General features: G+C 57.4%; 10 protein-coding genes. All 10 read right to left on the reverse strand.

Going from position 1 to position 15,072, the window contains the following annotated elements; genetic code table 11:
- Positions 1-20: 20 nt before the first annotated feature.
- The 10 genes from ACQ4MJ_RS16330 to ACQ4MJ_RS16375 all read right to left on the reverse strand — a co-directional run bounded on the left by ACQ4MJ_RS16330 (position 21) and on the right by ACQ4MJ_RS16375 (position 15,070).
- Positions 21-4,754, reverse strand: a complete 4,734-nt coding sequence (locus ACQ4MJ_RS16330) for a glutamate synthase-related protein (protein WP_121422425.1) — start codon at positions 4,752-4,754, stop codon at positions 21-23.
- A 180-nt stretch (positions 4,755-4,934) separates the two neighbouring features.
- Positions 4,935-5,633 (reverse strand): transposase, encoded by a 699-nt coding sequence (locus ACQ4MJ_RS16335; protein ID WP_176888457.1) that lies wholly within the window; start codon positions 5,631-5,633, stop codon positions 4,935-4,937.
- 84 nt (positions 5,634-5,717) lie between these two features.
- Positions 5,718-6,674, reverse strand: coding sequence for a class I SAM-dependent methyltransferase (locus ACQ4MJ_RS16340; protein ID WP_431151959.1), 957 nt, complete (start codon positions 6,672-6,674; stop codon positions 5,718-5,720).
- Positions 6,674-7,303 carry a DUF1415 domain-containing protein gene (locus ACQ4MJ_RS16345; RefSeq protein WP_431151958.1) on the reverse strand — a complete coding sequence of 210 codons (630 nt, stop codon included), beginning with the start codon at positions 7,301-7,303 and terminating at the stop codon, positions 6,674-6,676. Before ACQ4MJ_RS16345 ends, ACQ4MJ_RS16340 begins: the two co-directional genes overlap by 1 nt.
- A 71-nt stretch (positions 7,304-7,374) precedes the next feature.
- A complete protein-coding gene (locus ACQ4MJ_RS16350) occupies positions 7,375-8,544 on the reverse strand; it encodes a deoxyguanosinetriphosphate triphosphohydrolase (protein WP_431153056.1) in 1,170 nt (389 codons plus the stop codon).
- A gap of 74 nt (positions 8,545-8,618) precedes the next feature.
- Positions 8,619-9,722: a 3-dehydroquinate synthase gene (gene aroB / locus ACQ4MJ_RS16355; protein ID WP_431151957.1), complete on the reverse strand. Its 1,104-nt coding sequence runs from the start codon at positions 9,720-9,722 to the stop codon at positions 8,619-8,621.
- Between the two features lie 435 nt (positions 9,723-10,157).
- Positions 10,158-11,690: a putative Ig domain-containing protein gene (locus ACQ4MJ_RS16360; RefSeq protein WP_431151956.1), complete on the reverse strand. Its 1,533-nt coding sequence runs from the start codon at positions 11,688-11,690 to the stop codon at positions 10,158-10,160.
- A gap of 22 nt (positions 11,691-11,712) precedes the next feature.
- Positions 11,713-13,854, reverse strand: coding sequence for a type IV pilus secretin PilQ (pilQ, locus tag ACQ4MJ_RS16365; RefSeq protein ID WP_431151955.1), 2,142 nt, complete (start codon positions 13,852-13,854; stop codon positions 11,713-11,715).
- The gene (locus ACQ4MJ_RS16370) at positions 13,851-14,393 is read right to left on the reverse strand and encodes a pilus assembly protein PilP (RefSeq protein ID WP_431151954.1); all 543 of its coding nucleotides are present in this window, start codon (positions 14,391-14,393) and stop codon (positions 13,851-13,853) included. Before ACQ4MJ_RS16370 ends, pilQ begins: the two co-directional genes overlap by 4 nt.
- Positions 14,390-15,070, reverse strand: coding sequence for a type 4a pilus biogenesis protein PilO (locus tag ACQ4MJ_RS16375; RefSeq protein ID WP_431151953.1), 681 nt, complete (start codon positions 15,068-15,070; stop codon positions 14,390-14,392). The genes ACQ4MJ_RS16370 and ACQ4MJ_RS16375 overlap by 4 nt, the downstream gene beginning before the upstream one ends.
- Between the last annotated feature and the right edge of the window lie 2 nt (positions 15,071-15,072).

Consider the following 15,072-nt stretch of genomic DNA (forward strand, 5'->3'; position numbering starts at 1 on the left):
CGAAGGTGGGTGACGTCGCCTTACTTGGCGGGTGCCACTTCTTTTTTGGTAGCAGCTACCGCAGGTGTAGCGGACTCCTCCAGCACTTTTCGTTCATAAATTTCAGCCAACGCACGCTTGTACTCGGTCGGGAAGACCTTGACGAACTTGCTGCGCGATGCGGCCCAGTTGTCGAGCAGCTCGCGTGCGCGCTTGCTGCCCGTCCAACGGTTGTGGTCTTCCAGCAGCTTCTTGAGCTGGGCTTCGTCGGTCTGTCCGTTGTGCCAGATCGAGCGCGGCACCGTGGCTTCCTGTTCGGTGGCGGGCAGGATGCGCTCCAGCGTCACCATGGACATGTTGCAGCGGGTGTCGAACTGACCGTCTTCGTCGTACACGTATGCCACGCCGCCGCTCATGCCCGCCGCAAAGTTGCGGCCAGTCTTGCCCAGCACCACCACGGTGCCCCCGGTCATGTATTCGCAACCGTGGTCGCCCGTGCCCTCCACCACTGCGGTGGCGCCCGACAGACGCACAGCGAAACGCTCACCGGCAACGCCGCTGAAGAAGGCTTCGCCCGTGGTGGCGCCGTACATCACGGTGTTGCCAACGATGGTGTTGCGCACGGCGTCACCGCGGAAATCGATGCTGGGGCGCACGACCACGCGGCCTCCCGACAGACCCTTGCCCGTGTAGTCGTTGGCGTCGCCGATCAGGTACAGCGTGATGCCGCGCGTGAGGAACGCACCGAACGACTGGCCGCCCGTGCCTTCGAGCTGGATACGGATGCTGTCGTCGGGCAGGCCTTCGGGGTGCACGCGGGTGACAGCACCGGACAGCATGGCGCCGACCGAGCGGTTCACGTTACGCGCCACCTCGATGAACTGCACGCGTTCGCCCTTTTCAATGGCGGGCTTGCTGCGCTCGATGAGCTTGCGGTCCAGCGTGTGCTCGATGTTGTGGTCCTGCACGTCCACGTGGAAGCGCGGCACATCGGCGGGCACGTTGGGCTGGGCGAACAGGCGGCTGAAGTCCAGGCCACGTGCCTTCCAGTGTTCCAGTCCCTGGCGCATGTCGAGCAGATCGGTGCGGCCGATCAGGTCGTCGAACTTGCGAATGCCCAGTTGGGCCATGATCTGGCGCACTTCTTCGGCGATGAAGAAGAAATAGTTCACCACGTGCTCGGGCTTGCCCGAGAACTTCTTGCGCAGTTCGGGGTCTTGGGTGGCCACGCCCACGGGGCAGGTGTTCAGGTGGCACTTGCGCATCATGATGCAACCTTCCACCACCAGCGGTGCCGTGGCAAAGCCGAACTCGTCAGCGCCCAGCAGTGCGCCGATGGCGACGTCGCGGCCGGTCTTCATCTGGCCGTCGGCCTGCACACGGATGCGGCCGCGCAGGCGGTTGAGCACCAGGGTCTGCTGGGTTTCGGCCAGGCCGATTTCCCACGGGCCGCCGGCGTGCTTGATGGACGACCAGGGCGATGCGCCCGTGCCGCCGTCGTGCCCGGCGATCACCACGTGGTCGCTCTTGCACTTGGCCACGCCGGCCGCGATGGTGCCGACGCCCACTTCAGATACCAGCTTGACGCTGATGCCCGCATGCGGTGCCACGTTCTTCAGATCGTGGATCAGCTGGGCCAGATCCTCAATGGAGTAGATGTCGTGGTGCGGCGGGGGCGAGATCAGGCCCACGCCGGGCACGCTGTGGCGCAGCTTGCCGATGTAGTTGGAAACCTTGCCACCCGGCAGCTGACCACCCTCGCCGGGCTTGGCACCCTGGGCCATCTTGATCTGGATCTGGTCGGCCGACGACAGGTATTCGGCCGTGACACCGAAGCGGCCCGATGCCACCTGCTTGATGCGGCTGCGCAGCGAGTCACCGTCCTGCAGGGGCAGGTCGACCTCCACGTTCTCGGCACCGATCACGCTCTTGAGCGTGTCGCCCTTCTTGATCGGGATGCCCTTGAGTTCGTTGCGGTAGCGTGCGGCGTCCTCACCACCTTCGCCGGTGTTGCTCTTGCCGCCGATGCGGTTCATGGCCACGGCGAGCGTGGCGTGGGCCTCGGTGGAGATGGAACCCAGCGACATGGCGCCCGTGGCGAAGCGCTTGACGATTTCCTTGGCGGGCTCGACTTCGTCGACCGGGATCGCCTTGGCGGGGTCGATCTTGAACTCGAACAGACCGCGCAGCGTCATGTGGCGCTTGCTCTGGTCGTTGATCAGCTGGGCGTATTCCTTGTACGTGTTCCAGTTGTTGGCGCGCGTGCTGTGCTGCAGCTTGGCAATCGCATCGGGCGTCCACATGTGGTCTTCGCCCCGGGCGCGCCAGGCGTATTCGCCACCGGCGTCCAGCATGGTCTCGAGCACGGGGTCGTCACCAAACGCGGCCTTGTGCATGCGGATGGCCTCTTCGGCGATCTCGAACACTCCGATGCCTTCCACACGGCTGGCGGTGCCGGTGAAATACTTGCCCACGGTTTCCGTATTCAGGCCGATGGCCTCGAACAGCTGGGCGCCGCAGTAGCTCATGTAGGTGCTCACGCCCATCTTGGACATGATCTTGGACAGGCCCTTGCCGATGGCCTTGACGTAGTTGTAGATGGCCTTGTCGGCCGACAGGTCGCCGCCCAGGTCCTTGTGCATCTCGGCCAGGGTTTCCATGGCCAGGTAGGGGTGCACGGCCTCGGCGCCGTAGCCCGCCAGCACGGCAAAGTGGTGCACTTCGCGCGCGGTGCCCGTCTCGACCACCAGGCCGGCCGTGGTGCGCAGGCCCGCTCCCACCAGGTGCTGGTGGATGGCGGACAGCGCCAGCAGCGCAGGGATTGCCACCTGGGTAGCGCTCACGGCGCGGTCGCTCACGATCAGGATGTTGGCGCCGCCCTTGATGGCATCCACAGCCTGCGCGCACAACGAGGCGAGCTTGGCTTCCACCCCCTCACGGCCCCAGTTCAGTGGGTAGGTGATGTCGATGGTCACGCTCTTGAACTTGCCTTGCGTGTACTTTTCGATGTCGCGCAGCTTGGCCATGCCGGCAAAGTCGAGCACGGGCTGGCTCACTTCGAGCCGCATCGGCGGGTTGACCTGGTTGATGTCCAGCAGGTTCGGCTTGGGTCCGATGAAGCTGTTGAGCGACATCACGATGGCTTCGCGGATCGGATCGATCGGCGGGTTCGTCACCTGGGCGAACAGCTGCTTGAAGTAGTTGTACAGCGGCTTGTTCTTGCCCGACAGCACAGCCAGCGGACTGTCATTGCCCATCGAGCCAATGCCCTCTTCACCATTCTTGGCCATGGGCGCCATCAGAAACTTGATGTCTTCCTGCGTGTAACCGAAGGCCTGCTGGCGGTCGAGCAGCGGCAGATCGGCAGGCTGCGGTGCGGCCACTTGCGCGCCCGCGTCAATGCTGTCGAGCTTGATCCGCAGGTTTTCGATCCACTGCTTGTAGGGCTTGGTGTTGACGATGTTGGCTTTTAGCTCGTCGTCGTCGATCATGCGGCCTTGTTCCAGGTCGATCAAGAACATCTTGCCGGGCTGCAGGCGCCACTTGCGCACGATCTTGTTCTCGGGCACCGGCAACACACCCGACTCGGAGCCCATGATGACCAGATCGTCGTCGGTGATGCAGTAGCGCGAGGGGCGCAGGCCGTTGCGGTCCAGCGTAGCGCCGATCTGGCGTCCGTCGGTGAACACGATGGAGGCGGGGCCGTCCCAAGGCTCCAGCATGGCAGCGTGGTATTCATAGAAGGCGCGGCGGCGCTCGTCCATGGTGGTGTGCTGCTCCCAGGGCTCGGGGATCATCATCATCACGGCCTGGCTGATGGGGTAACCGGCCATGGTCAGCAGTTCGAGGCAGTTGTCGAACGTGGCGGTGTCGGACTGGTCGGCGAAGCTGATGGGGTAGAGCTTTTGCAGGTCGGCCGCGAGCACAGGCGAGGCCATTACGCCTTCGCGCGCCTTCATCCAGTTGTAGTTGCCCTTGACGGTGTTGATTTCACCGTTGTGCGCCACATAGCGGTAGGGGTGGGCCAGCGGCCACTCTGGAAAGGTGTTGGTGGAGAAACGCTGGTGCACCAGACCGATGGCCGAGACGCAGCGCTCGTCGGACAGGTCTTTGTAGTACACGCCCACCTGGTCGGCCAGCAGCAGGCCCTTGTAGACCACGGTGCGGCTGGACATGGAGGGAACGTAGTATTCCTTGCTGTGCTTGAGCTTGAGGGCCTGGATGTTGGCGCTGGCCGTCTTGCGGATCACGTACAGCTTGCGCTCCAGCGCGTCCTGCACGATCACGTCGTTGCCACGGCCGATGAACACCTGGCGCAGGATGGGCTCCTTCTTGCGCACAGTGGGGGACATGGGCATGTCCACATTGACCGGCACATCGCGCCAGCCCAGCAGTACCTGGCCTTCGGCCTTGATGGCGCGCTCCATCTCTTGCTCACAAGCCAGTCGCGAGGCGTGCTCCTTGGGCAGGAAAATCATGCCCACACCGTATTCGCCCGCTGCTGGCAAGGTTACGCCTTGCTTGGCCATCTCTTCGCGGTACAGCGCGTCAGGGATCTGGATCAGGATGCCGGCGCCGTCGCCCATCAGCGGGTCGGCACCCACCGCGCCACGGTGGTCGATGTTTTCCAGAATCTTCAGAGCCTGCGTCACGATGTCGTGGCGCTTGATGCCCTTGATGTGGGCCACAAACCCGAGGCCGCAGGCGTCGTGTTCGTTACCCGATGAATACAAACCGTGTTGTTGCAGGTGCTGGATCTCGGCAGCCGTGGTCATGGCGCACTCCTATATTTTTCGCAGGGAGTGGAAGATTAGTGCATTGCAACATCTTTTGGCAAGAAAATTAATTAGGGTCAGATTCTTAATTTACGAATGAAAATTGAATTTCATTTTTTATTAGGGACGTATCAAATTTAATAGCAATCAACCCAACAACAGCAAGCGCTAATGCCATATTTATTCAGATGTTTTGCGAAGCGCCGGCCTACCGGCTTGTCCCTGGGTTACCCGGCGCGGTGTGTGCTTTTGCAACTCTTGAACAAATTCAGCGTCGCCCAGCGCCCAACCACTGAGTGCGGATGACGTCAGCACAGTCTGCTCCTGCGAGCCGATGCCCGCCTGCACCAGCGCGGCATACGCCGCCTCGCGCGCAAACGGCGTGTTGCCCAGCGCCCAGTACAAAGCATGCGGTGTGAGCAAACGGTCATGGCGCAGTCCCAGCCAATGGGCATGGCTGGACCACGGGTAGTCGCCAGGCTGCGCCACCTGCCCGGCCCGCACCGGGTTCAGATCAAGGTAGACCATGCAAGGCAGGAGATACCGCTCGGGCTGCAGCACCGTGGAACGATAGCGCCCCTCCCACAGGGTGCCCGTACGGGCGTGGCGCCGGTTGAAATACTGCACGTAGCGCCGCCCTACCGCCTGCATCATCTGCGGAAGGCCGTCAGCAGTAGTGGGCGTGGCCAGCAGGTGAAAGTGGTTGTCCATCAGCACATAGGCATGCACCGCAACACCAAATTTCTGTGCATTGTCTGCCAGCAGCGAAAGCATGGTCTCGAAGTCTTCGCGGTCCGCGAAGATGCTTTGGCGGTTGTTTCCGCGCTGGATGACGTGGTGCAGATGACCCGGCAGGGTCAGGCGCGGCAGGCGGGCCATGGATGTTGATGGGAGCTAGGGGGAGGATGATCATAAATCCGTCCCCGATTTCTTCTCACCCCGGCAACAACGTACGGCGCGACGTCAGTCCGGCACCAATTCCAGGGCAACCTGGGTATCGCGAGCCTCCGGCTTCAGACCAAAGCGAGCCCCCAGCGCCTTGTCGAGGCCAAACTCTTCGAGAATGGCGCGCAGGCGCTCCGAGGCGCTGCGCTTTTTCTGTCCCGTGTAGCGGGCAATGATCAGCTCATTCTTCATGCTGTGCTCCCAGCCTACCAGCTCCGTCACGGTGACCTGGTAGCCACTCGCCTCGAGGTACAGGCAGCGCAGCACATTGGTGACCTGGCTGCCCAGTTCGCGCGTGTGCAGCGGGTGGCGCCACAGCTCGGCCAAGGGCGTGCGCGACAGCTGCAAGGCCTTGCCCTGCCGCAGGCAGGCGGCCATCTCAGCCTGGCAGCACGGCACCAGCACCATCGCCCGGGCCTGTTTCTGCAGGCCGAAAGCAATGGCATCGTCCGTGGCGGTGTCACAGGCATGCAGCGCGGTGACCACATCGATCCTGGCTGGCAATTCATCTGCACCGGTGGATTCCGCCACCGACACATTCAGGAACGACATGCGTTCAAAGCCCAGCTTCTGCGCCAGCAGGCGGGATTTGTCCACCAGCTCGGCGCGCGTTTCCACCCCGTAGATGTGCCCGTGCCCCAGGGCCTTGAAGTACAGGTCGTACAGGATAAAACCCAGATACGACTTGCCCGCCCCATGGTCTGCGAGCGTCGGCCCCTGGTCGGTGGTGGCAAGCTCCGTGAGCAGCGGCTCGATGAAGTTGAACAGGTGGTAGACCTGCTTGAGCTTGCGCCGCGAGTCCTGATTCAGGCGTCCATCGCGCGTGAGGATGTGCAGTTCCTTGAGCAGTTCTATCGACTGGCCCGGCCGCAGTTCGGAAAGCTCCGCAGACTCGGCCTTGGAGGCGGCTGTCTTCGGGCGGGAAGCATGTGGCTGCTGCGCGCGGGCTGCAGAGAGGTCTTTGGTCTTTCTCATCATCGAACGTCCTGGTTCGCCTCCGGCAGCGATGGCGTGCCAGCGCTGGGGCCCACATCCAGCGCAGACCAGCCCTGCATGCCCAATGCCTGCAGCACCTCAATATTTCGCTCAAAAATTGTTTCCGCCTCCGGAAACACCTCCACGGCGCGGTCGATGCTCTCCTCCCGCAGCAGATGCAGTGTGGGGTATGGCGAACGGTTGGTGCAATTGGTCACGTCATCCCCATCGGTTCCCGCAAACTGAAACTGGGGGTGAAAACTCGCGATCTGCAGCGTGCCGTCGAGCTCCATCGCCTCCAGCAGTGCCTCCGCATCTCCCAGAAAATCGTTGAAATCAAGAAAATCCTGGAGGCAGTAAGGGAGTATCAGCAAGGTGGTGTCCCGCGTTTCGGCAGGGGTCGCCACCAGGGCAGACAGCTCACTGCGCAGAAGAGCCAGTACGTCCATCAAGTCTCCGGTCAGCGCGACCACGTAGTGAATCTGCCCCTTAACATGAACACCCTTGGCAAAAGGGCAGAGGTTGAGCCCGATCACAGCTCGCTCCAGCCAACGGACGGTGCTGCGAACGAACAAATCGGCAGGCTCCGAAGAGGCCACCGAGGCCGTAAAGGGGGGGGAGGAAGTCATGAAACAGGCGCACGGGGCGCGAAGAAGTGCGGGGTTGATTTTACCGGGCGCCCTGCCCACCCCCACAGCCGCTAGTCGAAAAGCCGCCGCCCCGTCAGGCGCTCATGCTCCCGCGCTGCAAACCGGTCTGTCATGCCCGCAATGAAATCCGCCACAGCCCTTGCCCGCCGCGGGCCGCAATCCACAGAGGCCTGCTCGGCAAACGCCGCCTTCATTTCTTGGGGGGAGGCCGTGTACGCTGCAAACAGGTCGCGCACGACCTCCTGCGCACGTCCCGTGGTCTCCATGACGCGTGGATGGCGGTACAGGTTTTTGAAGAGGAACTGCTTGAGCTCCAGCGAGCGCGCACGCATGGCATCGCCAAACATCACGAGCGACGGCGATTGGCGCACAGCCTGCACATCAGTGGGCGCGTGCCTGGCCAGTGCTGCCTGCGTGGCATCAATCACGTCATAAACCTGCGCGCTGAGCATGCGCCGTATGGCTTCAAACAACAGGCGCCGTTGCAGCAGCGGCTGCACGAGATCCGGGTACTCGGCCTGGGCAGCAGCGCGGTACTGGTCGAACAAGGGCACGTCCTGCAATTGCGCCAGCGTGATCAGCCCAGAGCGCACGCCGTCATCGATGTCGTGCGCGTTGTAGGCGATTTCATCGGCTAAGTTGCACAGCTGCGCCTCCAGGCTGGGCTGCTCCCGGCGCAAAAACCTTGCACCGACGCTACCGGGCTCTTCCCGCTCCAACTGCTGTGCGTGTTGCCTGGAACAGTGCTTGAGCACGCCTTCACGCGTCTCGAAGGTCAAGTTCAGTCCGTCGTACTGTGGATAACGCTCCTCCAGCTTGTCCACCACCCGCAAACTCTGCAGGTTGTGCTCAAAGCCCCCGTGCTCCGCCATGCATCCATGCAGCGCATCCTGGCCGGCATGTCCAAACGGCGTGTGCCCAAGATCGTGGGCCAACGAGATCGCTTCCACCAGGTCTTCGTTGATGCGCAAGGAGCGAGCGATGGACCGCCCCAATTGGGCGACCTCCAGCGAGTGCGTCAGGCGTGTGCGAAACAGGTCCCCTTCATGGTTGAGAAAGACCTGCGTCTTGTAGACCAATCGCCGAAATGCAGTGGAGTGCACGATCCGGTCCCGATCACGCTGGTATTCGGTCCGCGTGGGTGCCGGTGTTTCGGGGTAGCGCCGCCCCCTGGTCGCAGCTGGGTGGCAGGCGTACGGGGCCAGGTCAGAGATCGGAATCAAAATTGCCGCCAGCGCTTATCTATACAGCGCAAATAGCTATATTATTTATAGCAATTGGGGACAAGCACCTTCTAGGCACAACAGGCATCAATCACTTCGCGCACCAGGCTGTCCGGTGCAGCGCGCACTGCCGCCTTGCCCGGGCCATCGATCACGACAAATCGGATCTCACCGGCTTCGGATTTCTTATCGATGCGCATCAGTTCCAAATAACGGCCGGCATTGTCTGCGGCGTCCAGAATGGGCCCCTTGGTGGGCAACCCCGCGCGCTGGATCAGCAGATTCAGGCGGGCCACAAACTCGCCGCCCACCAAGCCAAGCCTGTGAGAAAGCTCTGCCGCCATCACCATGCCGGCACCAACACCCTCACCATGCAGCCACACGCCATAACCCATGCCGGCTTCAATGGCGTGCCCAAAGGTATGGCCAAAATTGAGGATGGCACGAAGGCCCGTCTCTTTTTCATCCTGGCCGACAACCCAGGCCTTGATCTCGCAACTGCGCCGTACAGCGTGCGCCAGGGCGTCGCGGTCGTGCGCGATCAGGGCATCCATATTCCGTTCCAGCCAATCAAAGAAGGCCATGTCCGAGATTGGTCCGTATTTGATGACCTCTGCAAGACCGGCACTGAACTCACGCGCTGGCAACGTATCGAGCACCGCAAGGTCGCACACCACCAACTGCGGCTGGTAGAACGCGCCAATCATGTTCTTGCCCAAAGGGTGGTTGATGGCCGTTTTGCCGCCCACCGAAGAGTCCACTTGGGCCAGCAGCGTGGTGGGTACCTGCACAAAAGGCACACCCCGCATGTAGCTGGCTGCGGCAAAACCCGTCATGTCACCAACGACCCCGCCGCCCAGCGCAAAGATGGTTGTCTTGCGGTCGCACGCGTTGGACAGCAGCGAATCAAAGATCCGCTGCAATGTTTGCCAGTTTTTGTATTCCTCACCATCCGGCAGTCGCAGCTCATGAATTTGTGGATAGCGCCCAGCAAGCGCAGCCCGCAAAGCATCTACGTACAAAGGGGCTACCGTGGTGTTACTCACAATCAGCGCTGCGCTGGCCCGGGGCAAATCTGCATAGGAATCGGCATTGGCCAAAACTCCCCCTCCAATGAGGATGTGATAGCTGCGCTCAGCCAGTTCAATGGTGACTGCTGGATCAATCTGGGACATGAAGTGTTGTTACACGTTAAGTAAAAAAAGCAGCAGCGCCGACGCCACACTACCCCAATTTTGCCTGCTTCACTTGCCTACCCAGCAAACTGAAGACTGAGGCAGTTAAGGCGTATACCACGCCACACCGCGAGTTCTTGGTCGCCAGCTTGGCTGACGGAGGGGAAGCCCAATCCCCCATACCGAAGGACTCTTCCAAAGTGCCAGGCGATGTTAAACGCCCGACGTGGCGCATGTGGCTTCTTTGAACGTAGGCACGGACGCAGCGCACAGGCCACAGCAACGCTTGTGCCGTTCCAGATTGACTCTGCGGCCATAGACCCACACCGCGTTTCACAATAAAAAACCCCGGCAAGCCGGGGTTAAGAATCGGAGGCACCTAACAACAAACCATTGTCAGGTGCACTTTCTAAACACGATGCAGGAACTTGGCGGCTACGGGCAGATGTAGTCGACAGGGTCTCCGCCGGGAGGAACAGATCCAGCACTTACGACAGTGATGCTAAACGTCCGCGTCACCTTCGACGCACCCTTTGTGGCAGTCACCAAGAATCTTTGTTCGCCACAGTTAGCCACCTTGGGCGTTCCATTGAGAACCCCGGCAGCACCGGTCGTGCCACTGGTCAGCCAAGAAGGCAGACTGGTGAAACTCCAGGTCACATCACTTACCGAGGCAACAAACGAGTAGGTAAAACTATTCCCAACAGGAATTGTTCCCAACGAGCAAACAGCGGTCGAGTTGCAATCACCGATTGCAAAGTCTTCCGGCAACCCATTTACCAACTTCAGTTTAACAACAGCAGTTGCAGACCGTTTGTTCTTGTCTACCACAGTTACTGTGGCACGGTAATCACGCTCTTCTGCGCTGGTGCTAGCCGTGCCACTCAGCATACCGGTGCTGGCGTCAATAGCCAAACCGGCAGGCAATCCAGTCGCCGACCAAACATAAGGCGGCAATCCCCCACTGACGGTCAGCAGAGCCGTGAATGGGACTCCTTTGGTTACGATGCCCAAATCTACATCGGCAAGTGTCGGCGCACTCGTCAGCGCCTCCAGCACTGAAATCGGTTGAATCGATGTGATCGGGTCAATGATGCCATTGCTCACATTGTTGTCAAAACGATCCGCGGTCAACTCCAGGAAAATTGCTCCTGTTTCCGTGCTGCTGAGCAGAGAGAACGTTGCCACACCGCCGATGGACGGCAGTTGCAAAATGCTGCCACTCTGAGCACCAGAGACCAAACGCGCGCCTTGGGCTGCTTCTGTGCCCGACAGAATGCGAACCTGCATGTTGGCCCCCGAGGCACTTGCGGTAGGCTGATTGGCATCATCCATCACAAACGCCTGTATCCCCATCTGATTCAGAAGGCCGTTAGCGTTGTTCTTGGTACCTAGATAACCTGGAATCTGAGCTTCCATACGCACGCTAGCTGGCTTTCCGGTGGTACCGCCCACAGCAATCGTCACACTGGCAGATTTCTGCTGATTGTCACGCGGATCAGTCACAGAGCATGTAATACGCGCAGTTCCAGCCTGATCACCAGCATGAAAGTGAAATGAGTTTCCTCCAGAATTCGCACCCAACGTGATATTCCGATAGGCGTTCGGGATTCTTATTGTCCCGCCATTCCCATCATCAACTTCCGTTTCATGCTCTGGGTCACCATCCAAATAGTAAAGCGACCCAGAATCCAACCCACCAGCCACGTTACAGCCAAAGATATTATCTCCACCAGGTATCAACATACTGCCTTTACGAGCCTCTACATATAGAGATGTAGTGTATGGCCGATATGCCCCGATGCCAGGCATAGCGCCTGCAATATTCAATGGCAATTGTGTCTTCTCAGCCCGAAGCGTGATGCTGTAATTTTCCTGCGTCTCGCCCGAACCACCGCTACCGCCACCACCACATGCCGACAAGATTGCCGCTAACGCAAGGGTTAAAAATTTAGCATTTTTCAACATTGCTCATCCATTCAATATAAAATTAGCGAACCGCAGCACGCTCAGTGAGAACCTTCGGGGTAATGAAAATCAGCATTTCTTGCTTATTGGCTTGTTTAGTTTTTGTTTTAAACAAATTACCAACACCGGGAATGTCACCTAAAAATGGCACCTTTGCCTCAGCATCATCCTCGAACAATTCAAAAATTCCACCAATTACGACCGTGCCGCCATTTTCAACCAGCACCTGGGTTTTAATGTGTTTAGTGTTAATAGCGCGCACATTCTGAAGAATTTCACCTGGGCTATCTTTATTAACATCAAGATCCAAGATAATATTACCCTCTGGAGTTATTTGAGGCAGGACCTCCAACTTCAAAACCGCCTTCTTAAACGCGATAACCGTTCCACCATTTGGAGCTGTTACAGGGTACGGAAACTCGGTTCCTTGTTCGATTGATGCTTTGGTTTGATCAGCTGTCACAACACGGGGGCTAGACACAATCTTACCTTTACCATCTGCCTCCATCGCAGATATCTCTAGATTCAAAAACCTGTTGGCCGCCGAGTTAAAAATCGATATAGCGAAACTAGCCGGATCGAATCCACCTTGAGCGCTCGCAGGAAGGTTAACAAAAGTACCCGAAGTGTTAGTAGTTCCACCAGCACCAGACGAAGCTACCGCATTGTTATAACTAGTGCCAAACGCCACACTATTGCCACCGCCGATGTTGTATCCACCAGTACCACCACGATTAGCACGCAAGTCTGTCCCACCCAATCGAACGCCCAAGGAGCGCCCGAACGTATCGGATGCTTCAACAATTCTTGCTTCAATCATCACTTGCCGAACAGCAACATCCAAGGTCGAGAGCAGCTGACGCACCTCCTCCAGTTTACTTGCCGTGTCAGTCACAAAAAGCTGATTGGTTCTAGGTTCCGCAATAGCGCTACCTCGCTCCGACAGGAATCTATTTGAGGTTCCCCCCGATGCACCACCGCTTGAGGCCGTCAATTGAGCGACCATATCAACCGCTTTTGCATAATTCATCTGGAACGCTTGGGTCCGGAGTGGTTCCAGTTTTTGAATAGCTAACGCGGCCTCGTAGTCCTTCTTCGTCCTGTCATCAATTTCATCTTTAGGCGCAATCCACAACACCGTGCCAGATTTCCGCATCCCCAGGCCTTTGGCCTCCATTATGATTTGAAGCGCTTGATCCCAAGGCACATCTTTGAGACGCAATGTCAGCGAACCAGTGACCGTATCCGAGGTCACAATATTGAAATTGGTAAAATCAGCAATGACTTGCAGAAGTGACCTAACCTCAATATTCTGAAAATTCAGCGATAACTTCTCCCCGCTATATCCAGGGCCCTGTGTTAGCTTGTTCAGATCGACCTTCTTTTGCCGGATTTCAACCACGAACTGGCTATCACTCTGATACGCGCTATGCTCCCAGTCACCAACAGGATCGATGGTCATGCGAACCCGCTCACCTTGCTGAACGGTGGTAATAGCTTGCACCGGCGTGCCAAAATCACCCACATCCAAACGCCGACGCAGCCCTTCCGGCAATGAAGATTTGAGGAAATCCACCACCAAGCCTTTTCCCTGCTGGCGAATATCTACACCCACTTGGCTTGAGGGAAGCATCACCACCACACGCCCAGAGCCATCCACACCTCTTCTAAAGTCAACATCTTTCAGTGTCTGAACATCAGAATTAGCAGTGTCAGCAAACACTGGAGCAGACACCGCCTGAGTTGCTGAATTGGCAGACTGCACCGTACCCAAGGAAATTAGTAGTGATTTCCCTTGAATTTCAGCCTGGTAGGAGGTGGATTGCTTAAGATTCAGGACAATTCTAGACCGGTCACCAGCCTGCACCACATTGACCGACTTAACGTTACCCTGATTCACTTCAAAAACATTTTTTCCGGTCGCATTAGATGCATCCGGAAAGTCCAGGGCAATGCGAGGAGGCGATTGGATGGAAAATCCTGTGGGCACGGTCTTCAGTGGTTCAGAAAAATCAATACGGACCACATCTACACCGTTCTGCACACTCCCCATTACAGATTGGACTACAACCTGCGCGAAAACACTGATAGGTGTCAATACAGCAAATGTGAATCCCACTGCAATTTGACAAATCTTTGATGGATAAATTTTCAGATATTTCATTTTTTGTCCTCTTGCAGATCGAGGGAGGCCGCACGTTCAATCCAATCACCAGTCGCATCCTGAACAATTTCGCGCAACTGAATCGAATTCTCAGTAATTTTTGTTATTCGCCCGTAATTTTGGCCAATATAATTTCCAACTCGCACTTGATAAAGTAACCTATCAACTTTCAATAGTGCGGTCGGCGCACCTTTTTTATCAAGACTGCCTACCATCGCCATTACATCCAACGGATACGACTCCAGAGGCTCCTTTCGTCTGGCCATCTCTGGAGCAATTAAAGCGGCGTTAGAGGCAGACTGGGTAGATTCCCGCCTCAACGCCTGTGTTAGCTTTATCGAATTGAACGGCTCGACCCCTGAATCCATTGCATAAGTTTGGGGTAAAAATTGCTTGGGCTCAGTCAAAGGGGTAACTTTAGGTTTGGTTGTTGCCCTCAACTCCGACATCCACTGACGCAATTCACCATCACCTGAAGAACCACAACCGGGTAAGCCAAGAGCAAGAACAATTAATGGAATCAGTCTATGTGACGTCATTTTTTTTCGCCCTTCGCCACCTGCTTTTGAGCCTGAATCTCCTCAGGATCAAGGTACCTAAATGTACGGGCTGTGGCCTCCATAGTTAACGCAGCCCCATCTTTTTCCTTCCCTAGCGGGGCAATGGAAATATTGTTCAAAGTGACAATCCGCGACAGATGGGCAATATCAGACGCAAACGATCCCATATCGTGATATTTTCCAGTTACACGAATTTGAATAGGCAATTCAGCATAATACTCTTTAACCACCACTTGACCTGGCCGGAACAAATCAAACTGCAAACTTCTTCCAAGCCCGGCCTGATTAATATCAGAGAGCAACGCTGCCATCTCGGCCTTGCTTGGCAGTTGCTTTTCCAGTTGAATCACGTACTGCTGGACCTGTTCTCGTTGACGCTTTAAAGCCTCCAAACTCACAGCTTTAGTCAATTTTGCTTGATAGTCTTGACGTAGGGTTTGCTCTTTAGCGATCTCGGTTTCAAGTTCGACTTCATACTCATTGATCTTAGCAAACCAGAGAACAGCAGCCACCGCAATGGAAATAAAAAGACATAACAGAATCTTTGGAGCTACTGGCCACAAAGAGGGATCTTTGGGATCTAAATTTCGGAACTGCCGGGAGATAGTTTCCTGCAAGGCAGAGAAATCAATATCTTTTTTTGATTTTTTTGCCATGT

This window comes from Acidovorax facilis, assembly GCF_050626955.1.
Classification (GTDB): domain Bacteria; phylum Pseudomonadota; class Gammaproteobacteria; order Burkholderiales; family Burkholderiaceae_C; genus Acidovorax; species Acidovorax facilis.